The following is a 19,858-nucleotide window of genomic DNA, read 5'->3' on the forward strand; positions in this document are numbered from 1 at the left end:
TCGCAGCAAACGTTCCTGCCGTGTGCGTCACCCCCCCGCCGGGGCGGTGTCCGCCCGTCTGGCGCGCGCCCCCGCGGCCGCCCCCACCAGCCCCGCGTCGGTGCCCATCCGGGCGGGCGTGACCGTCAGGCGCCGGACGAAGGACAGGGTCGCGTAGTTCGTCAGCGCCTTGCGCAGGGGCGTGAACAGCACATCGCCCGCCTTGCCCACGCCGCCGCCGATGACGGCGACGTCGATCTCCACGAGGGTCGCGGTGGCCGCGATCCCGGCGGCCAGCGCCTGGGCGGCCCGTTCGAAGGAGGCCACGGCGACCGGGTCGCCTGCTCGGGCGGCGGCGGCCACCGCGGCCGCGGACGCGTCGCCGTCCGGGCCGGGCCGCCAGCCGTTCTCGATCGCCCGCCGGGCGATGTTGGGGCCGCTGGCGATCCGCTCCACGCAGCCGCGCGAGCCGCACGGGCACAGGTCACCGTCGAGGTCGACGCTGATGTGGCCGATGTGGCCGGCGTTGCCGGTCGGACCCGGGTGCAGTCGGCCGCCCAGGACCAGACCGCCGCCGACACCCGTCGAGACCACCATGCACAGGGCGTTGTCGTGGCCCCTGGCCGCACCCTGCCAGTGCTCGGCGGCCGTGATCGCGACGCCGTCGCCGATCAGCTCGACGGGCAGCCCGCCGGCCGCGGCCCGCACCCGGTGGACCAGGGGGTAGTCGCGCCAGCCGGGCACGTTCACCGGGCTCACCGTGCCGGTGGAGGCGTCCACCGGGCCGGCGCTGCCGATACCGAGCGCCGTGACGTGTCCCCACAGAGGCGATGCCGTCAGCTCGCCGAGCACCTCCTCGACGGCGCGCATCACGGTCTCGCCGTCCTCCCGTGCGGGCGTGGCGCGCTGCGCGCGGGCCTGGATCCTGCCCTGGCCGTCGACCAGCGCCCCGGCGATCTTGGTGCCGCCGATGTCGAGCGCGGCCACTAGGTCGGTGTGCATCAGTGTCGGATCTCCCCGTCAGACATGAGAACAACCATGAGAAACAGCAGGCCGGTTCGCGGTGGGGGCGCAGGCCGGAGATTGCGATGGACAGTGTCTCCCGCATCTGACAACGTTGTCCAGGTTCTATGCTCGACGCCACATCCTCATACAACATCATGGAACTACACATCTCCGTGGACGACAGGACAGGACGCCGCATCGTGCCCGAGACCCACAGCCGAGCAGACCGCTTCGCGGGCGGCATCTCCGCGAATCGTTACGGCAACCGTCCGACCATGAAGGACGTGGCCGCGCGGGCCGGTGTCGGGCTGAAAACGGTCTCGCGTGTGGTCAACGGGGAGCCCGGGGTCACCACCGAGACGGAGCGCCGCGTCCAGGAGGCCATCGACGCGCTGGGCTTCAGGCGCAACGACAGCGCGCGGGTCCTGCGCAAGGGCCGCACCGCCAGCATCGGGCTGGTCCTGGAGGACCTGGCGGACCCGTTCTACGGCCCCCTCAGCCGTGCCGTGGAGGAGGTGGCGCGGGCCCACGGAGCGCTGCTGATCAACGGCTCCAGCGCCGAGGACCCGGACCGCGAGCAGGAACTGGTGCTGGCACTGTGCGCGCGCCGGGTGGACGGGCTGGTGGTGATTCCGGCCGGTGACGACCACCGCTACCTGGAGCCCGAGTTGAAGGCGGGCGTCGCGACGGTCTTCGTGGACCGTCCGGCCGGGAAGATCGACGCCGACGTGGTCCTGTCGGACAACTACGGCGGCGCCCGCGACGGCGTGGCCCACCTCATCGCCCACGGGCACCGGCGGATCGGTTTCATCGGCGACATGCCCCGCATCCACACCGCCGCCGAGCGCCTGCGTGGCTACCGGGCCGCCATGGAGGACGCGGGCATACCGGTGGAGGACGCCTGGATGTCCCTGGGCGTCACCGACCCCGGTCGGGTGCGGCGGGCTGCCGAGGAGATGCTGTCCGGGCCCTCCCCCGTCACCGCCGTCTTCGCGGGCAACAACCGGGTGACGGTCACCGTGATCCGCGTCCTGGCCGAGCAGGCTCGCCGGGTCGCCCTCGTGGGCTTCGACGACATCGAGCTCGCCGACCTGCTCCAGCCGGGCGTCACGGTCGTGGCCCAGGACGCGGCGACCCTGGGCCGTACGGCCGCCGAGCGCCTCTTCCGTCAGCTGGACGGCACCCTGCTCACCCCGGAGCGGATCGAGCTGCCGACCCGGCTGGTCACCCGCGGCTCGGGCGAGCTGCCCCCGGCGGACTGAGCTGCCCATGAAGAACCGCACCCTCCTTGCACTGGGTCTCGCCGAGGTCCCGCGCGACAGTCCGCTCCTCTACCCGGGAGCCTGGCCGCAGCACTCCGGGCTCCTCGACGGGGACCACTTCCTCCCCCACGGCCAGTTCGTCCACGAGGACCGCACGCCCGTCCTCGCGGTCGGCTCCAACGCCAGCCCGGGCCAGCTCCGCCACAAGATGGCCCAGTCCGGGATCGCCTCCCCCATCCCGATGGTCAAGGCCACGGTCACGGGCGTCGACGTCGGCGTCTCCGCGCATGTGAGCCGGATGGGATACGTGTCCGCGTCGCCCTTCGACGCGCCGCGCGCCGTAAGGGAGTTGTTCGTCATCTGGCTCGACGCCGAGCAGCTCGCGGTGATCGACGCGAGCGAGGGCGTGCCGCTGCCGAACGGCAACTACGGCCGTGCCTGGCTGTCCGCGCCCGAGGTGCGCGTCGAGCTGGGGGCCGGGGTGACGCTGCCGGGCGTGTACGCCTACGTCAACCGCCACGGCGTCCTGCACGACGGCACCGGCACCCCACGCACGCACCCGGGCCAGCGGACGCTGCTCACCGAGCTCCTCGTGGGATCGGCCCGGTTGAGGGAGCTGTTCGGTGTCACGCCTGAGGAGTTCTGCGCGCGGGCCCGTGCCGACCGGCATCTGTGCGAGCGGGGGACGCGGCTGTTCCGGGACGAGAAGCTGGTGACCGCCTCCGGCCTGGAGCGGTACGTGCGGGTTCAGCAGACCGGGAGCCCCGGGACCGGCTCGTCGTTGTCGCCGCCCATGACGTAGACGTCGGAGACGTAGACACCGGTGTTGCCGCTGTCGTCGTCCGTCTTGGCCCACCAGACGTTGGTCCACTCGCCGGATGTCTCGCGGCGGCCCAGGTTCTGCTGGCAGTAGAAGTAGTTGGTGCCCTCGTTGAGGACGCCGACCTCGGTGCCGGAGGCCGTGTACGACTTCGCGGTGCGCCAGACCTCGCAGTTGTACTTGCCGCCGCCGATGGACCGGCAGGCGGGGGCCGCGGTGGTCTCCGTGCCTCCACCGCCCGTCGAGCCACCTCCGCCCGTGGTACCGCCGTCTCCCGGACCGTCGCCCTCGGTGCCGGTCCCCGAGCCCTTGGTCGGGGCGGAGGCGGTGGCGCCGCCGGTGGGCGTGGTGCCGGTCTCGTCGCGCGCCGACCCGGGCGACGGCGGAGTCTTGTCGGCGCCCTCCTCGGCGGGCTTCGGAGCGCCCGTGCGACCGGCGGCGGCCCGGTCCGCCGCCGAGGCGGAGGCGCCGGCCGAGCCGGCCGACGCGGTGGGCCGCGCACCGGCGTCGGTGTCTCCCTGGTCGTTCAGCAGGGCGAGGGTGGCCCCGGCCGTGGCCAGGACGACAGCCACGGCCGCGGCGGCGAGAAGGGCGGCACGGCCCTTGCGGCGGGGTCGGGTGGTGGCGGACATGTGGCCGGTGGGAGGGGAGGCTCCGGGAACGGGGGCCGCCGCAGGTACGGGAGCAGGCGCAGGTGCGGGCGAAGCCGCGGCTTCGGGCCCGGCGGCCTGCTCGGACGGCGGCGGTACCGGGACGCTTCGCTTCGTCTCCTCCGGCGTCGGCTTCGCGGCCTCTACCGGCCTCGTCGCGCCCGTCGCGCCCGCCGCCCCCCGCAGCGTCGTCGTCGGAGTGTCCGTCCCGCCCGAGTCCGCCACCGCCTGCAGCAGCTCGCGCGCCTCGTCCGCTTGCGGGCGTGACTCGGGCCGCTTGTCCAGCAGGCGGTGCAGGACCGGCCCCAGGCGTCCGGCGCGGCGGGCTTCGGGGAGGGGCTCGCTGACGATGGCCGTGAGGGTGGAGAAGGTGGACGTACGGCGGAAGGGCGAGGCGCCCTCGACCGCCGCGAACAGCGTGGCGCCGAGCGCCCAGATGTCGGAGGCGGGGCCGGGGTCGGCGCCCTGCGCGCGTTCGGGCGCCAAGTAGTCCAGGGAGCCGACGAGTTCGCCGCTACGGGTGAGGTGGGTCGCCGAGCCGTCGCCCGGGTCCTCCATGGTGGCGATGCCGAAGTCGGTGAGGACGACCCTGCCTGAGCGGTCGAGCAGGATGTTGCCCGGCTTCACGTCGCGGTGCAGGACGCCGACGCGGTGGGCGGCGGCCAGCGCGTCCATGACCTTGGCGCCGATCCCGGCCGCCTCGTGGGCGTCGAGGGTGCCGCGCTCGCGCAGGACGTCGTCCAGGGACGGCCCGTCCACCAGTTCCATCACGATCAGCGGGCGGCCGTCGACCTCGGTGACGTCGTGCACGGCCACGACCCCGGGATGCCGCACCCGGGCCGCCGCACGGGCCTCGCGCTGCATCCGCAGCCGCAGCCCGTCGAGTTCGGGCCCCTCGGCGTCCGTGTACGTCCGCAGCTCCTTGACCGCGACCTCACGTCCGAGGACCTCGTCGACGGCCCGCCACACGACACCCATACCGCCGCGCCCGAGCTGACCCACCACCCGGTAACGCCCGGCCAGCATCCGCCCGGCCCCGTCCGCCTGTCCGTTCTCCCCCGAAGACACTGCCGCCCCGTTCCTGTGACCCGTCCGTGCGTGCCGTACAGACTACGGGGCAGGAGTGACAACCCAGGCCGATGGCGGCCGTTGTGACATGCCCGCTACTTCCCGGAGGCCGTGAGGTCGCCCCGCCTGGGTGCAGCGAAGCCCTCGAGGTCGGCCCGGGTCAGGCCGGCGAGGCGGGCGACCTCCGCGATGTCGAGGGCGCCGCAGTCGAGGCCGCGCAGCAGGTAACCGCTGAGGGCCTTGGCGGTGGCGGGCTCGTCCATGACGTCGCCGCCGGTGCGGTTGGCGTAGCGGGCGAGGCGGGCGGCGGCCTGTTCGAAGCCCTCGCGGTAGAAGGCGAAGACGGCCGCGTAACGGGTCGGGAGGTGGCGTGGGTGCATGTCCCAGCCCTGGTAGTAGGCGCGGGCCAGCGCGCGGCGGGTGAGGCCGTAGTGCAGGCGCCAGGCGTCGTGGACCTTGGCGGTCGGGCCGACCGGGAGCACGTTCGTCGAGCCGTCCGACACGCGCACGCCCGTCCCCGCGGCCGCGACCTGCATGATCGCCTTGGCGTGGTCGGCGGCCGGATGGTCGCTCGCCTGGTGGGCGGCGGACACCCCGAGGCAGGCGCTGTAGTCGAAGGTGCCGTAGTGCAGGCCGGTGGCGCGGCCCTCGGCCGCCTGGATCATGCGGGCCACCGTGGCGGTGCCGTCGGTGGCGAGGATGGACTGGCTGGTCTCGATCTGGATCTCGAAGCCGATCCTGCCGGGTTCGAGGCCGCGCGCCTTCTCGAAGGCCTCCAGGAGCCGGACCATGGCGGTGACCTGCTCGGGGTAGGTCACCTTCGGCAGCGTCAGGACGAGTCCGTCGGGCAGGCCGCCGGCCTCCATCAGGCCGGTGAGGAAGATGTCGAGGGTGCGGATGCCCCGGTCGCGGACGGCCGCCTCCATGCACTTCACGCGGATGCCCATGTACGGCGCCGCCGTGCCGTCCTCGTACGCCTCGGCGATCAGCCGTGCGGCGCGGGCGGCCGTCTCGTCCTCCTCGGCGTCCGGGCGGGGGCCGTAGCCGTCCTCGAAGTCGACGCGCAGGTCCTCGACGGGCTCGTGCTCCAGCTTGGCGCGGACGCGGGAGTGGACGGGCCCGGCGAGTTCGTCGGACAGGCCGAGGACCGCGGCGAAGGAGGCGGCGTCCGGGGCGTGTTCGTCGAGGGCGGCGAGGGCCTGGTCGCCCCAGGAGCGGATGGTGTCGGCGGCGAAGGCGTCGCCGGGGACGTACACGGTGTGGACGGGCTGGCGGGTGCCGGGGTCTCCGGGATAGCGGCGCTCCAGCTCTGCGTCGACAGGGGCGAGGGAGGCGCTGATCTCCTCGCTCACCGCGCCCGCGAGGCTCGTCGCCACCTGCTCCTGCTGGCCCTGACCCATCCCACACCCTCCAGTTTTCCGCTCTACGGAATCAACAATCCGTAGAACGAAGCTATCGGTGGAGCTTCCCGCCGGTCAACACCCGTCCGCAGCGTGATCCGCCGGGCCACTTCCGCCCCTACGCCTTCTTCCGCACGACAGGGCTCATCCCTCATCCTGACTCGCGGGGGGAGGAGATCGCGTGTCGGACGTGAGGAGAGTGACCCGCCGGTCGGGCCTGCGGACGGTGGTGGCCGCCGCCCTGGCCGTGCCCCTGTTCACCACGTCGTCCGTCTCGGCCCTGCGCCGCAAGGACCGCAGACTGGAGGTGATGACCCTCAACCTCCGATTCGCCAGCACCACGGAACCCAACAGCTGGGCCGCCCGCCGTCCGGTTCTGCGCGAGCTGTTGCGCCGCGAGGCCCCAGCGGTCCTCGGCACCCAGGAGGGCATCTACCAGCAGCTGCGTGACATCGAGTCCGACCTCGGACCGGGCTACGACTGGATCGGCACCGGCCGCGCCGGCGGCAGCCGCAACGAGTTCATGGCCGTCTTCTACGACACCCGTCGACTGGACCCACAGGAGTACGACCACTTCTGGCTCTCCGACACCCCTGACGCGATCGGTTCGAACACCTGGGGCGGCGCCTCCGTGCGGATGGTGACCTGGGTCCGCTTCCGCGATCTGCTCGACGGCGGCCGGGAGTTCTACGTACTGAACACGCACCTCGACAACGCCAGCCAGTACGCACGCACGCGTGCCGCGTCGCTGATCATCCAGCGCATCGCCGGACTCGACCGGATCCCGCTCCTGATGACCGGCGACTTCAACGTCGCCGCCCACCAGAACGCCGTCTATCACACGATGCTGGGCGCGGGTCTGGTCGACACCTGGGACGGCGCGGCCGAGCGGAGCAGGCTGTACGGCACCTTCCACGGCTACCACCCGCTGACTCCCGACGGCGAGCGCATCGACTGGATCCTCGCCTCGTCGGGCGTCACGACCCATCGCGCCTCGATCAACACCTTCGCGCCGCGCGGGCAGTTCCCGAGCGACCACCTGCCGGTGCAGGCGTCCGTGACCCTGGGATGACGAAGGCCCCCGTGACCGCCTGCTCGGCGGTCACGGGGGCCTTGTACACCCGGAGCGGGATCAGCCCTTGCGGGTCTTGATCTCCTCGGTGAGCTGCGGGACGACGTCGAAGAGGTCGCCGACCACGCCGTAGTCGACCAGGTCGAAGATCGGGGCCTCGGCGTCCTTGTTGATCGCCACGATCGTCTTCGAGGTCTGCATGCCGGCGCGGTGCTGGATCGCGCCGGAGATGCCGGAGGCGATGTACAGCTGCGGCGAGACCGACTTGCCGGTCTGGCCGACCTGGTTGGTGTGCGGGTACCAGCCGGCGTCGACGGCGGCGCGCGAGGCGCCGACGGCCGCGCCCAGGGAGTCGGCCAGCGCCTCGATGACCGAGAAGTTCTCGGCGCCGTTGACACCACGGCCACCGGAGACCACGATCGCGGCCTCGGTCAGCTCGGGACGGCCGCTCGACTCACGCGGCGTGCGCGCGGTGACCTTGGTGCCCGTCGCCTGGTCGGAGAAGGTGACGCTCAGGGCCTCGACGGCGGCATTGGCCGGGGCGGCCTCGACCGCGGCCGAGTTCGGCTTGACGGTGATGACCGGGGTGCCCTTGGCGACCCGGGACTTGGTGGTGAAGGAGGCGGCGAACACCGACTGGGTGGCCACCGGGCCCTCGTCGCCGGCCTCGAGGTCGACGGCGTCGGTGATGATGCCGGAGCCGATGCGCAGCGCCAGACGGGCGGCGATCTCCTTGCCCTCGGCGGAGGACGGCACAAGGACGGCGGCCGGAGAAACCGACTCGACCGCGGCCTGGAGGGCGTCCACCTTCGGGACGACCAGGTAGTCGGCGTACTCGGCGGCGTCGTGGGTGAGGACCTTGACCGCGCCGTGCTCGCCGAGGACGGATGCGGTGTCGGCGGCGCCGCTGCCGAGGGCGACGGCGACCGGCTCGCCGATGCGGCGGGCCAGGGTCAGCAGCTCCAGGGTGGGCTTGCGGACGGCGCCGTCCACGTGGTCGACGTAGACGAGAACTTCAGCCATGGGAATGCTCTCCTGCGGATTGCGAAGTCTGAGGGGCGGTGAGGGGGTCGGACCTAGATGAACTTCTGGCCCGCGAGGAACTCGGCGAGCTGCTTGCCGCCCTCGCCCTCGTCCTTGACGATCGTGCCGGCGGTGCGCGCCGGGCGCTCGGCGGCGGAGTCGACGACCGTGTAGGCGCCCTCCAGACCGACTTCCTCGGCCTCGATGTCGAGGTCGGACAGGTCCCAGGACTGAACCGGCTTCTTCTTGGCCGCCATGATGCCCTTGAAGGACGGGTAGCGCGCCTCGCCCGACTGGTCGGTGACCGACACGACGGCCGGGAGGGAGGCCTCCAGCTGCTCGGAGGCGGAGTCGCCGTCGCGGCGGCCCTTGACCGTGCCGTCCTCGACGGAGACCTCGGACAGCAGGGTCACCTGCGGCACGCTGAGGCGCTCGGCCAGCAGTGCCGGTACGACGCCCATGGTGCCGTCGGTGGACGCCATGCCGGAGATCACCAGGTCGTAACCGGCCTTCTCGATCGCCTTGGCCAGCACCAGGGAGGTGCCGAGGGCGTCGGTGCCGTGCAGGTCGTCGTCCTCGACGTGGACCGCCTTGTCGGCGCCCATGGACAGCGCCTTGCGCAGCGCGTCCTTGGCGTCCTCGGGGCCGATGGTCAGGACGGTGACCTCGACGTCGTCGTCGGAGTTCTCCGAGATCTGCAGCGCCTGCTCGACCGCGTACTCGTCCAGTTCGGAGAGCAGACCGTCGACGTCGTCCCGGTCGACGGTCAGGTCATCGGCGAAGTGCCGGTCGCCAGTGGCGTCGGGCACGTACTTCACAGTGACAACGATCCTCAAGCTCACGCCGGCTCTCCTACTGCATCGTCAGTTTTCGGCTGCCTACTTGCAGGCAGCATAGGCGCCCCAAGCGGCCGATCCCGGTCGGGGCGACCTGCGCTCCGACCGAAATATTACTCGTCAGTACACCCAGTTCGTTCCCGCTAAGCAAGCGCTTTGAACTGTGACCTTTGCAACGCAGCGTAATCGGAACTCGACGGCTTCGCAGAAGAGAGGCCGGGCCGGTCAGTCGCGCAGACCATGGAACCGCCCCTGGTGGTAGAGCAGCGGGCGGCCCGGGCCCGTGGAGTCGCCGAGGACGACCTCGGCCAGCACCAGGCGGTGGTCGCCGGCGGGCACCCGGGCGACGATCCGGCACAGCAGCCAGGCCTGGACGTCGTCGAGGACGGGGACGCCCTCGGGGCCCTCGCGCCAGGCGGTCGCCGCGCCGAAGCGGTCGGCGCCGCTGCGGGCGAAGGTGGCGGCCAGGTCCTGCTGGTGCTCGCCGAGTATGTGCACCCCCACGTGGTCGGTCTCGGCCACCGCGGGCCAACTGGAGGCGCCGGTGCCGATGCCGAAGGACAGCAGCGGGGGGTCGGCGGAGACCGAGGAGAGGGACGTGGCGGTGAATCCGACGGGGCCGGCGTCGCCGCGGGCGGTGATCACGGCGACTCCCGCCGCGTGCCGCCGGAAGACGGAACGCAGCAGGTCGGGCGAGGCGAGCCGAGCGGCGTCGAGGTCGGGGGTGGCCGTCATGGAGCTGTCCTTCTGCGAGGAGTGGCGTGGGCGTCCTTGGCTGCTCAACAGCCCGGACAGCACGCGCTCGCGGTGCGGACCAGGTCGACGTGCACCCGCCCGTGGAGAAGGAGTTCCGAAGGCATACGGTCAGGCTGACGATAGGTGGTGCACACAGTCAAGTACGTCCCGGCATATGGGAGATGCCTCACCCCGCACAGGGGAGATTCCTCACCCGGTCGCCTGCCCTCAGACCGCCTCGCCCAGCGCGGCGATCACGTCGGCCTTGCGCGGCTGCCCGACGGCACGTCGGACGACCCGGCCGTCGGCGTCCAGGACCAGCACGGTCGGGGTCTTGAGGATGTCGAGTTCCCGGACGAGCTCCAGCCGCTCCTCGGCGTCGATCTCGACGTGGGTCACGCCCGGGACCATGCCGGCCACCTCGCCGAGGACCCGTCGGGTCGCCCGGCAAGGAGCGCAGAAGGCGCTGGAGAACTGCACGAGGGTGGCGCGTTCGCCGAGCGGTCCGCCCAGTTCCGCCGTGCCGAGCCGTTTTCCGTCGTCGCGCCCGCGCACCCGTACCCTCCCGCTCCGCCGCCGCTGCAGCACTCCGTAGGCGCTCGCCACCGCGAGCACCGCCACGCACACCACCAGTCCGGTCATCGTCTGCACCAGCATTCACGAGACTGCAAAGATTCCCGCCAACCGGAAACCCGTGCGTTGCGGAATCCTTGGCTCCCATGGACATCGATGCAAGGGGGCCGCGCTTCGGGGCGGCCGTGACGACCGTCGTGCTGGCGGTCGTGCTGATCACGGGGAGCGCCTGGCTGCTGGTCTGGCAGACGCTGGCGTTCGCGCTGGGCGCGGCGGGCGGAGTCGGCCGTTCGCCGTACGGCCTGCTGTTCCGCAGGGCCGTACGGCCCAGGCTCGGGCCGCCCACCGAGTTCGAGGCGCCCGAGCCGCCGCGGTTCGCCCAGGCGGTGGGGCTGGTCTTCGCGGCCGTGGGTCTCGCCGGCTACGCGCTGGGGGCCGAGTGGCTGGGACTCGCCGCCACGGGGGCCGCGCTGGCCGCGGCGTTCCTGAACGCCGCGTTCGGGTACTGCCTGGGGTGCGAGATGTATCTGCTGGTGCGTCGGGCGACCGTACGGGCGGAGTAATGGGAGCGCAAAACCCCGAGGTGGATCACTGAGTGAGGGACGTGACGAGAATCTCTCCGTTGACGGGCGCGAAGGCTGGCTCCTCGCGCGTTCTTGGGGCACGATCTGCGAGATGCCGTAAACCTACGGCTGCGTAGCTTTCGGCCCGGGAGCACTTTTCCCAGGCAGAGAAGGAAGGGCCCACCCCGTCCATGGCAGAGCTTGTCTACCGTCCTGTCGTCGGTCTCGCCCAGGCGTTGTTCAAGGCGTGGGACCTCAAGATCGACTGCAAGGGTTCGGAGAACATCCCGCGCTCGGGCGGTGCCGTGCTGGTGAGCAACCACATCAGCTACCTGGACTTCATCTTCAGCGGACTCGCGGCACTCCCGCAGAAACGTCTCGTGCGCTTCATGGCGAAGGAGTCCGTCTTCCGCCACAAGGTCTCCGGCCCGCTGATGCGCGGAATGAAGCACATCCCGGTGGACCGCAACCAGGGCGAGACGGCGTACGCCCACGCGCTGGACTCGCTCAGGTCCGGCGAGATCGTGGGCGTCTTCCCGGAGGCCACCATCTCGCCGTCGTTCACGCTGAAGAGCTTCAAGTCGGGCGCCGCGCGCATGGCACAGGAGGCGGGCGTACCGCTGATCCCGGTTGCACTGTGGGGCACGCAGCGGCTGTGGACCAAGGGCCACCCGCGCAACTTCAAGCGCAGCCACACCCCCATCACCATCCGCGTCGGTGAGGCGGTCGAGGCCTCCCGCGACAAGTACGCGGGCGCGATCACCCGCCAGGTGCGTGAGCGGGTGAACGAGCTGCTGGAGGCGGCCCAGCGCGCCTACCCGGTGCGCCCCAGGGACGCGGACGACACCTGGTGGATGCCGGCCCACCTCGGCGGCACCGCCCCGACCCCGGAGCAGGTCCGCGAGGCCGAGGCGCGCTGAGCCCGTACGCTCCGCCGGGCGGGATCAGGTCACCGGGGAGCCGACCACGAGCTGGACTCCCGGGCTGAACTTCTCCAGCAGCTCGGCGAGTTCGGCCGCCGCCGTCTCGACGTCGGCGACCGGCATCGGAGCCAGGCTCTCCAGCAGGAAGATCCCGGAGACGGTGTCCTCGGTGAGCCTGGTACGCGGACCCTGCCGCCAGTTCCAGCGGCGGCAGGTCACGCCCGTCTCGTCGCGCCAGACCACCTCGCCCGCGTCGGGGTGTTCTACGACCTCCTCGCCGCGGGCGGCGGTCACGAAGTCCTCGTCGCCGGTGGCCCGCACGAGGTGCATGCCTCCCTCGATGCGGTCGACGTCCTCACCGCCCACCGGGATCAGGTGGGCGACGCTGATCGCGTTGTAGAGGTCGACGAGCAGGTTGATCCGGGGCAGCCCGCCCTCCGAGAGAGCCCTCTTCGCCAGCGCCTCCGCCGAGTTGCGCGTCCGCGAGGGCTTCGACCCGAACGCGGTGTAGACCTCGCGCCAGGCCGCCATGTGCGGGTCCTCGTGCGGAGCGCGCCCGTCCAGGCGTGCGGCGAGACGGCGGGCCGCGTCGTCGAGGAGGGCTGAACTGGCGTCGGTGCTGGGCCCGTTGACGAGGCCGTGCGCCTCGATCGCGAGGTGGGTGAAGCCGGGCGCGAGAGCGCGCACCTCGTCGGACACGGTCAGGGGGAGAGTCATCGCCTGCCTCAGAGTGCGGTGGGGAGCGTCTTCCAGAGGTACGGCCGGTCGGGGGCAGCCTTGAGTACGCCGAGGACGACCGGGTGAGGTTCAGCGTACAGGACCGGATAGTCCATCTCATTGGACCGAGGGTCCGGCGTGAAGGCCAGGCGCTCGCCGTCGAGGGAGAACCGGGCGTCCACGCCGGGCTTGTTGCCGCGCGGATCCTGTCGATGCCAGGCGCCGTTGAAGCGCACGGCGACCAGGCCGTGCACCTCCTCGAGCTTCTGGTAGCACAGGGCCGTCGGGATGTCCTCCGCGCGCAGCAGCGCGGCCAGAGCGTGCGCCTTGGCGTAGCAGATGCCGGTGCCCTGCTCCAGCACGTCGGAGGCCCGCCAGGTGACGCGGAGGTCGCCGCTGTCGGCGGAGTGCGGGATGGTGTCGCGCACGAACTCGAAGGCCAATCGCGCATAGGCATACGAGTCCTCCGCCTCCCGGGCGAGCCGCGCAGCCGTGTCACGGACGATCGGATGGTCATGGTCGATGACCTCGTCGGCGGCCAGATATGCAGACAGGTCAGGGGTGTTCTGGATCAGCTCCATGCCCGCAGAGCATAGGAACGCGATCACCCGAGAGTCAATGACTTTTCAAGTGACCGCATATCTATGCGTTGCTCGACCGCTCTTGGGCTAGCGTGCCATCTCCTCCTTCAGCGCCGCCACGAACGCGTCCACGTCCTCCTCCGTCGTGTCGAACGCGCACATCCAGCGCACGACACCCGCGGCCTCGTCCCAGAAGTAGAACCGGAACCGCTCCTGCAGCCGCACGCTCACCTCGTGCGGCAGCTTGGCGAAGACCCCGTTGGCCTGCACCGGATGGAGGATCTCCACGCCGTGCACGGCCCGTACGCCCTCGGCGAGCCGCTGGGCCATCTCGTTGGCGTGCCGGGCGTTGCGCAGCCACAGGTCCTTGGCGAGCAGGGCCTCCAGCTGCACCGACACGAAGCGCATCTTGGAGGCGAGCTGCATGGACAGCTTGCGCAGGTGCTTCATGTGGCTGACGGCGTCCTGGTTGATGACGACGACCGCCTCGCCGAACAGGGCGCCGTTCTTCGTGCCGCCCAGCGAGAGGATGTCGACGCCCACCGCGTTGGTGAACGTCCGCATCGGGACGTCCAGCGAGGCCGCCGCGTTGGCGATGCGGGAGCCGTCCAGGTGGACCTTCATGCCGTGGGCGTGGGCGTGGTCGCAGATCGCCCGGATCTCGTCGGGCGTGTACAGGGTGCCCAGTTCCGTGCTCTGGGTGATCGAGACGACCTGCGGCATCGCGCGGTGCTCGTCGTCCCAGCCGTACGCCTGCCGGTCGATCAGCTCGGGGGTGAGCTTGCCGTCCGGTGTGGACACGGTGAGCAGCTTGAGGCCGCCCATGCGCTCGGGGGCGCCGCCCTCGTCGACGTTGATGTGCGCGCTCTCGGCGCAGATCACCGCGCCCCAGCGGTCGGTGACCGCCTGGAGCGCGACGACGTTGGCGCCGGTGCCGTTGAAGACCGGGAACGCCTCCGCCGTGGCGCCGAAGTGGCTGCGGACGATCCGCTGGAGGTTCTCGGTGTAGTCGTCCTCGCCGTACGCGACCTGGTGCCCGCCGTTGGCCAGGGCCAGGGCGGCGAGCACCTCCGGGTGGGCCCCGGCGTAGTTGTCGCTGGCGAAGCCGCGGACGTCCGGGTCGTGGTGGCGCCGGGCGTCGGTCCTCGGTGGGTTCACGGCTTCTCGTATCACGGCTTCTCGGTCAGCCACAGACGCTTTCCGTTCACTTCTGCGGCGGGCTTCTCCCAGACCCCGACGATCTCCTCGGCCAGGTCCTTCACGTCGGTGAAGCCCGCGAACTTCGCGTTGGGGCGCTCGGCGCGCATCGCGTCGTGCACCAACGCCTTCACCACCAGGATGGCAGCGGCGGAGGTCGGCCCGTCCGCGCCCTCGGACATCCCCGCCTTGCGGAAGTAGTCGGCGAGGGCGAGCGTCCACGCCTCGGCGGCGGCCTTGGCGGCGGAGTACGCGGCGTTGCCCGCGGTGGGCTTGCTGGCACCCGCGGCGCTGATCAGGACGTACCGGCCCCGCTCGCTGCGCTGCAACGCCTCGTGGAAGGCGAGGGAGGTGTGCTGCACGGTGCGGATCAGCAGCAGCTCGAGCAGGTCCCAGTCGTGCAGGTTGGTCTTGGCGAAGGTCTCGCTGCCGCGCCAGCCGCCGACGAGGTGGACCACGCCGTCGACCCGGCCGAACTCCTTCTCGGTATGGACGGCCCAGTCGCGGGTCGAGTCCAGGTCGAGCAGGTCGACCGTCTCCCCGGTGACCGTGGCGCCGCCGGCGCTGTAGCGGGCCGCGTCCACGGCCTCCGCCAGCCGCTCGGGGTCGTTGTCCGCGCCGACGACGGTCGCGCCCGCCTCGGCGAGCCTGAGCAGCGTCGCGCGCCCCGCGGGTCCGCCCGCGCCGGCCACCGCGATCACCGCACCGCTGAGAGCCCCGTTCCCCATGTTCTTCGCCTCCTGAGCAGTGTGCGCTGGTTCACCGTGCTCGCGGTCGCTCACGCGGCGACCCGCTCGGCGCTCTTGGCCGTGATGCCCTTGGTGGAGGCGATCACGTTCTTCAGCTTCTTGGAGAGTGCCTCATAGAACATGCTCAGCGGAAACTCGTCCGGAAGCACGTCATCGACGAGTTTCCGCGGTGGCTGGGTCAGGTCGAGGGCGTCGGGACCCTTGGCCCAGCGGGAGCCGGGGTGCGGGGCGAGGTAGGTGGAGACCAGCTCGTACCCGGCGAACCAGTGGACGAGCTTGGGCCGGTCGATGCCGTCCCTGTAGAGCCGCTCGATGTCGGCGCACAGCTCGTTGGTCACCTGGGGCGCGCGCTGCCAGTCGATGAACAGCTTGTTGTCGGTCCAGCGGACGACGTCGTGCTTGTGGAGGTAGGCGAACAGGAGCTGGCCGCCGAGGCCGTCGTAGTTGCGCACGCGCTCGCCGGTGACCGGGAAGCGGAACATGCGGTCGAACAGCACCGCGTACTGCACGTCACGGGCCTGCGGGACGCCGTCGGCCTCCAGCTTCACGGCCTCCCTGAAGGCGGTGAGGTCGCAGCGCAGCTCTTCGAGGCCGTACATCCAGAACGGCTGGCGCTGCTTGATCATGAACGGGTCGAACGGCAGGTCGCCGTGACTGTGGGTGCGGTCGTGGACCATGTCCCACAGCACGAAGGCCTCCTCGCAGCGCTTCTGGTCGTGGACCATCGCGGCGATGTCCTCGGGCAGCTCCAGGCCCAGGATGTCGACGGCGGCATCGGTGACCCGGCGGAAGCGGGCCGCCTCGCGGTCGCAGAAGATGCCGCCCCAGCTGAACCGCTCGGGCGCCTCGCGCACGGCGATGGTCTCGGGGAAGAGGACGGCGGAGTTGGTGTCGTAGCCGGCCGTGAAGTCCTCGAAGGTGATGCCGCAGAACAGCGGGTTGTCGTAGCGGGTGCGCTCCAGTTCGGCCAGCCACTCGGGCCAGACCATGCGCAGGACGACCGCCTCGAGGTTGCGGTCGGGGTTGCCGTTCTGCGTGTACATCGGGAAGACGACCAGGTGCTGCAGGCCGTCCGCGCGGTTCGCGGCGGGCTGGAAGGCCAGCAGCGAGTCGAGGAAGTCCGGCACCCGGAAGCCGCCGTCCGCCCAGTGGTGCAGGTCCTTCACGAGGGCCTGATGGTAGGCGCCGTCGTGCGGGAGCAGCGGGGACAGCTCCTCGACGGCGTGGACGACACGCCGGACGGCGCGTTCGGCCTCAGCGGGATCCGGGGCGCCCTCGGCGTCGAAGTCGATCGATCCGTCCTTGGACTGCCATGGCCGGATCCGCTCCACGGCATCCTTGAGCACGGGCCACGCCGGATGCTCCACCACCCTGGTCGCGGGAGGAACCTGGTCCCCCGAACCCACCTGCACAAGAATTTCCGTCATGTCCCATCCTCCACGGGAGAACCTCACGTCAGGACACCGTATGCATACGAGCTTTCTCCCAGCAAGTGGAGCCTCGGGAAATTATCCTGCACTACCCCGATGGTCACAGGATTTTCTCCTGCTGGACACGTGTGCGGCAAACGCTTTCGCTACGCACACCCGCTCCCGGCGCAGGCACGGGTTCATCGCGGGGCCGGGCCGATAGGCTTCGGACCTGCCCACACGGCCGTCCGCCCGGCCGTGCGCGGTCCCCCACCGCCACCCCCGACGGAAGCGAGTCTCCTCTTGAACTTCCTCACCATCGGTCACCGCGGAGTCATGGGTGTCGAGCCCGAGAACACCCTCCGTTCCTTCGTCGCCGCCGAGCAGGCGGGCCTCGACGTCATCGAACTCGATCTGCACCTGAGCAAGGACGGCGCCCTCGTCGTGATGCACGACACCGACGTGGACCGCACGACCGACGGCACGGGCCCGATCGCCGAGCAGACCCTCGCGGAGTTGCGTGCCCTGGACGCGGGCCGCGGTGAGCGGGTCCCGGTGTTCGAGGAGGTGCTGGACGGCGTGCACGCGCCGTTGCAGGCCGAGATCAAGGACGTGGCTGCGGCGCGCGCGCTGGCGGAGGTCATGCACCGCCGGGACCTGGCTCCACGCGTGGAGGTGTCCTCGTTCCACGACGAGGCGATCGCCGAGATCGCCCGGCTGGTGCCCGGCGTACGGACCGCGCTGATCGCCAGCCGGTTCGGCCCCGACATCGTGGACCGCGCGGTCGCGGTCGGCGCCTCGACGGTCTGCCTGAACATCCGCCGGCTCAGCCTGGAGGTCGTCGAGGACGCCCGAAAGGCCGACCTGAAGATCATCGGCTGGGTGGTGAACACGCAGGACCACCTGCGGCTCGTACGGGCCCTGGGGCTGGACGGCGCCACCACCGACTATCCGGAGATCAAACGCACCGGCCGTTTCACGGCGTGACGACGATCGGCGTGACGCCACGCGGCGTAACGACTATGCGAGCTCCTTGACCAGCAGCTCGAACTGCAGGTCGTCGCGCTGCGGAACGCCGAAGCGCTCGTCGCCGTACGGGAAGGGGGTCATCCTTCCCGTACGGCGGTAGCCGCGGCGCTCGTACCAGGCGATGAGGTCATTGCGTACGGAGATCACGGTCATGTGCATCTCGGTGACGCCCCAGGTCTCGCGGGCGGTCCGCTCCGCCTCGGCGATGATCACCTTGCCGAGGCCGTCGCCCTGAAGGGCCGGGCTGACCGCGAACATCCCGAAGTAGGCGTGCGCGCCGCGGTGTTCGAGCTGGCAGCAGGCGACGATCCGTCCCTCGCGCTCGACCGTGAGCAGTCGGCTGTCGGGCGACTTGATGACCTCCAGTACGCCCTCCGGGTCCGTCCGCTGCCCTTCGAGGATGTCCGCCTCGGTGGTCCACCCGCTGCGGCTGGCGTCCCCCCGGTACGCCGACTCGATCAGCACCACCAGCGCGTCCACGTCGGCGTCGGTGGCGTCGCGGAAGGTCAGGGCGGTTTCCATGGTCGGCTCTCCGGTTGTCGTGCGGCGCGGGCACCGACGAGAGTAACCCCCTGCCACTAGGCTCCGGATGCATGGTGCATGTACTGAGTGGCCGGACTCTGCTGCGGCCCACTGATCCCGAACGGTCCCGTGTCTTCTACGGCGAGCAGCTGGGACTCGCGGTCTCTCGCGAGTTCGGTACGGGGCCGGAGCGCGGGACCGTCTACTTCCTCGGGGGCGGTTTCCTGGAGGTGTCCGGGCGGTCCGACGCGGCCCCCTCGCCGGCCGTGCGGTTGTGGATGCAGGTCGAGGACCTGGCCGCCGCGCAGGAGGAGTTGCGGGCCAAGGGGGTCGAGATCGTGCGGCCGCCGGTGACGGAGCCGTGGGGGCTGATCGAGATGTGGATCGCGGATCCGGACGGGACGCGGATCGTACTGGTGGAGGTTCCGGCTGACCATCCGCTGCGGTACCGGTCCGGGATCTGAGCCACGGGAGGGGGCTCCCGGCGCCGGTCGGCGGAGGGCCGCGCGCAGCTCGAGCGTGCCGAGGGCCGATGCTCGGTTGCGTTGAAGCGCGCTTCAGCTCCTAGCGTCGTACGCACGACCTGCCTGAAGGGGAAAGCGTGCGTTACACACTGTTCGGCAAGACCGGTCTGCGCGTGAGCGAACTGAGCCTCGGCGCGATGACCGTCGGCGACGACCTCGGCTGGGGTGCCGACAAGGAGACCAGCGCCCGCATCCTCGACGCCTACGCGGCGGCCGGCGGCAACTTCGTCGACACGGCGAACATCTACACGAGCGGCAGTTCGGAGCGGATCCTCGGGGAACTGATCGAGGGGCGACGCGAGGAGTTCGTGCTGGCCAGCAAGTACACCTGCGGGATCCGCGAGGGGGACGTCAACGCCGCGGGCAACCACCGCAAGAACCTCGTGCAGTCGGTGGCGGCGAGCCTGGAGCGGCTGCGGACCGAACGGCTCGATGTGCTGTGGGTGCACGCCCGTGACAACTTCACGCCGGTCGAGGAGGTCATGCGGGCGCTCGACGACCTGGTACGGACCGGGAAGGTGCTGTACGTCGGCGTCTCGGACTGGCCCGCCTGGGAGATCGCGCAGGCCAACACCCTGGCGGAGCTGCGCGGTTGGACCGCGTTCGCGGGTTCGCAGCTGCGGTACAGCCTGCTGGAGCGGACACCGGAGCGTGAGCTGCTGCCGCAGGCGCGGGGGTTCGACCTCGCCGTGCTCGCCTGGGCGCCGCTGGCGGCGGGGAAGCTGACCGGCAAGTACCGCAGGGGCGAGTCGGGGCGGCTGGATCTCTGGGACGACAAGCCGAACTCCCGGGAGGAGGAGGTCATCACGGCCGTTCTGGACATCGCCCAGCAGGGCGGCTGGAGCCCCGCCCAGGTCGCCCTGGCCTGGCTGCTCGGCCGCCCCGGCAACGTGGTGCCGATCATCGCCGCCACCAAGGAGAGCCAGCTCGCCGACAACCTCGGCTGTGTCGACGTCCGGCTCGACGCCGACGCCGTGGCCCGCCTCGACGAGGTCAGTGCCGTGCCACTCGGGTTCCCGCACGACTTCGTACGGGAACCCGCGGTCACCCGGAACATCTACGGCGACCGGTGGCCCGAGATCGACGACCGGCGCTCGACCTACCGCCGCACCGCCACCGAGGTCCTCTAGTGACCTGAGTCGAAGGTTCGTCGTTGGTTGGGTATGAGTCGTCCGGGTCCGAAGATTCCGCCGTTGTCGTTGACTGATGCCCAGCGGGCCG

The 19,858-nt window shown here is 71.1% G+C and carries 22 protein-coding genes; 8 read left to right on the forward strand and 14 right to left on the reverse strand.

What is annotated here, in order from left to right; translation table 11 throughout:
- Positions 1 to 27 precede the first annotated feature (27 nt).
- Entirely contained in the window at positions 28 to 981 is a 954-nt protein-coding gene (locus ACFWWR_RS45415; protein ID WP_384310163.1) for an ROK family protein, read from the reverse strand.
- Positions 982 to 1,184: 203 nt separating this feature from the next.
- Between ACFWWR_RS45415 and ACFWWR_RS45420 the strand changes: the two genes are divergently transcribed.
- On the forward strand, positions 1,185 to 2,246 hold the full coding sequence (locus ACFWWR_RS45420) for a LacI family DNA-binding transcriptional regulator (RefSeq protein ID WP_383875098.1): 1,062 nt from the start codon (positions 1,185 to 1,187) through the stop codon (positions 2,244 to 2,246).
- A 7-nt stretch (positions 2,247 to 2,253) separates the two neighbouring features.
- Positions 2,254 to 3,048 carry a hypothetical protein gene (locus ACFWWR_RS45425; RefSeq protein ID WP_383875036.1) on the forward strand — a complete coding sequence of 265 codons (795 nt, stop codon included), beginning with the start codon at positions 2,254 to 2,256 and terminating at the stop codon, positions 3,046 to 3,048.
- Here ACFWWR_RS45425 and ACFWWR_RS45430 read toward each other — a convergent pair.
- Both ACFWWR_RS45430 and ACFWWR_RS45435 read right to left on the reverse strand, forming a co-directional pair.
- Positions 2,994 to 4,784 carry a serine/threonine-protein kinase gene (locus ACFWWR_RS45430; RefSeq protein ID WP_384310166.1) on the reverse strand — a complete coding sequence of 597 codons (1,791 nt, stop codon included), beginning with the start codon at positions 4,782 to 4,784 and terminating at the stop codon, positions 2,994 to 2,996. The two genes, ACFWWR_RS45425 and ACFWWR_RS45430, sit on opposite strands and share 55 nt — an antisense overlap.
- A gap of 95 nt (positions 4,785 to 4,879) precedes the next feature.
- Entirely contained in the window at positions 4,880 to 6,184 is a 1,305-nt protein-coding gene (locus ACFWWR_RS45435) for a DUF6986 family protein (RefSeq protein WP_384310168.1), read from the reverse strand.
- Between the two features lie 181 nt (positions 6,185 to 6,365).
- Between ACFWWR_RS45435 and ACFWWR_RS45440 the strand changes: the two genes are divergently transcribed.
- Positions 6,366 to 7,256 carry an endonuclease/exonuclease/phosphatase family protein gene (locus ACFWWR_RS45440; RefSeq protein ID WP_383875041.1) on the forward strand — a complete coding sequence of 297 codons (891 nt, stop codon included), beginning with the start codon at positions 6,366 to 6,368 and terminating at the stop codon, positions 7,254 to 7,256.
- A gap of 60 nt (positions 7,257 to 7,316) precedes the next feature.
- Here ACFWWR_RS45440 and ACFWWR_RS45445 read toward each other — a convergent pair whose 3' ends face one another.
- From ACFWWR_RS45445 to ACFWWR_RS45465, 5 genes are all read right to left on the reverse strand, one after another.
- On the reverse strand, positions 7,317 to 8,279 hold the full coding sequence (locus ACFWWR_RS45445; protein WP_383875043.1) for an electron transfer flavoprotein subunit alpha/FixB family protein: 963 nt from the start codon (positions 8,277 to 8,279) through the stop codon (positions 7,317 to 7,319).
- A gap of 53 nt (positions 8,280 to 8,332) precedes the next feature.
- Positions 8,333 to 9,121: an electron transfer flavoprotein subunit beta/FixA family protein gene (locus ACFWWR_RS45450; protein WP_384310170.1), complete on the reverse strand. Its 789-nt coding sequence runs from the start codon at positions 9,119 to 9,121 to the stop codon at positions 8,333 to 8,335.
- A gap of 219 nt (positions 9,122 to 9,340) precedes the next feature.
- On the reverse strand, positions 9,341 to 9,850 hold the full coding sequence (locus ACFWWR_RS45455) for a flavin reductase family protein (protein ID WP_383875047.1): 510 nt from the start codon (positions 9,848 to 9,850) through the stop codon (positions 9,341 to 9,343).
- 44 nt (positions 9,851 to 9,894) lie between these two features.
- Positions 9,895 to 9,975: a putative leader peptide gene (locus ACFWWR_RS45460; protein WP_383875100.1), complete on the reverse strand. Its 81-nt coding sequence runs from the start codon at positions 9,973 to 9,975 to the stop codon at positions 9,895 to 9,897.
- 103 nt (positions 9,976 to 10,078) lie between these two features.
- Positions 10,079 to 10,492, reverse strand: a complete 414-nt coding sequence (locus ACFWWR_RS45465) for a TlpA family protein disulfide reductase (RefSeq protein ID WP_384310179.1) — start codon at positions 10,490 to 10,492, stop codon at positions 10,079 to 10,081.
- A gap of 77 nt (positions 10,493 to 10,569) precedes the next feature.
- Here ACFWWR_RS45465 and ACFWWR_RS45470 point away from each other — a divergent pair, with 77 nt between their 5' ends.
- A complete protein-coding gene (locus ACFWWR_RS45470; protein ID WP_383875048.1) occupies positions 10,570 to 10,986 on the forward strand; it encodes a DUF4395 domain-containing protein in 417 nt (138 codons plus the stop codon).
- A 191-nt stretch (positions 10,987 to 11,177) separates the two neighbouring features.
- Positions 11,178 to 11,906, forward strand: a complete 729-nt coding sequence (locus ACFWWR_RS45475; RefSeq protein ID WP_383875049.1) for a lysophospholipid acyltransferase family protein — start codon at positions 11,178 to 11,180, stop codon at positions 11,904 to 11,906.
- Positions 11,907 to 11,930: 24 nt separating this feature from the next.
- Here ACFWWR_RS45475 and ACFWWR_RS45480 read toward each other — a convergent pair whose 3' ends face one another.
- The 5 genes from ACFWWR_RS45480 to ACFWWR_RS45500 form a co-directional block, all read right to left on the reverse strand.
- The gene (locus ACFWWR_RS45480; protein WP_384310173.1) at positions 11,931 to 12,626 is read right to left on the reverse strand and encodes a B3/4 domain-containing protein; all 696 of its coding nucleotides are present in this window, start codon (positions 12,624 to 12,626) and stop codon (positions 11,931 to 11,933) included.
- A gap of 8 nt (positions 12,627 to 12,634) precedes the next feature.
- Positions 12,635 to 13,207 (reverse strand): transglutaminase domain-containing protein, encoded by a 573-nt coding sequence (locus ACFWWR_RS45485; protein ID WP_383875053.1) that lies wholly within the window; start codon positions 13,205 to 13,207, stop codon positions 12,635 to 12,637.
- 87 nt (positions 13,208 to 13,294) lie between these two features.
- On the reverse strand, positions 13,295 to 14,365 hold the full coding sequence (locus ACFWWR_RS45490; RefSeq protein WP_383875055.1) for a threonine aldolase family protein: 1,071 nt from the start codon (positions 14,363 to 14,365) through the stop codon (positions 13,295 to 13,297).
- Positions 14,366 to 14,376: 11 nt separating this feature from the next.
- Entirely contained in the window at positions 14,377 to 15,132 is a 756-nt protein-coding gene (locus tag ACFWWR_RS45495) for an SDR family NAD(P)-dependent oxidoreductase (protein WP_383875057.1), read from the reverse strand.
- Between the two features lie 50 nt (positions 15,133 to 15,182).
- Positions 15,183 to 16,580, reverse strand: a complete 1,398-nt coding sequence (locus ACFWWR_RS45500; protein ID WP_383875058.1) for a DUF6421 family protein — start codon at positions 16,578 to 16,580, stop codon at positions 15,183 to 15,185.
- A gap of 285 nt (positions 16,581 to 16,865) precedes the next feature.
- Here ACFWWR_RS45500 and ACFWWR_RS45505 point away from each other — a divergent pair, with 285 nt between their 5' ends.
- A complete protein-coding gene (locus ACFWWR_RS45505; protein WP_383875060.1) occupies positions 16,866 to 17,549 on the forward strand; it encodes a glycerophosphodiester phosphodiesterase in 684 nt (227 codons plus the stop codon).
- A gap of 33 nt (positions 17,550 to 17,582) precedes the next feature.
- Here ACFWWR_RS45505 and ACFWWR_RS45510 read toward each other — a convergent pair whose 3' ends face one another.
- The gene (locus tag ACFWWR_RS45510; protein ID WP_383875062.1) at positions 17,583 to 18,113 is read right to left on the reverse strand and encodes a GNAT family N-acetyltransferase; all 531 of its coding nucleotides are present in this window, start codon (positions 18,111 to 18,113) and stop codon (positions 17,583 to 17,585) included.
- Between the two features lie 71 nt (positions 18,114 to 18,184).
- On the opposite strand from ACFWWR_RS45510, the gene ACFWWR_RS45515 reads away from it, so the two are divergent.
- Together ACFWWR_RS45515 and ACFWWR_RS45520 are read left to right on the forward strand one after the other, a co-directional pair.
- Complete coding sequence (locus tag ACFWWR_RS45515; protein WP_384310175.1) at positions 18,185 to 18,577, forward strand: glyoxalase superfamily protein; 393 nt, start codon at positions 18,185 to 18,187, stop codon at positions 18,575 to 18,577.
- A 137-nt stretch (positions 18,578 to 18,714) separates the two neighbouring features.
- Positions 18,715 to 19,767: an aldo/keto reductase gene (locus ACFWWR_RS45520; protein WP_384310177.1), complete on the forward strand. Its 1,053-nt coding sequence runs from the start codon at positions 18,715 to 18,717 to the stop codon at positions 19,765 to 19,767.
- The last annotated feature ends 91 nt before the right edge of the window (positions 19,768 to 19,858 follow it).

Source organism: Streptomyces sp. NPDC058678 (assembly GCF_042714835.1).
GTDB lineage: Bacteria > Actinomycetota > Actinomycetes > Streptomycetales > Streptomycetaceae > Streptomyces.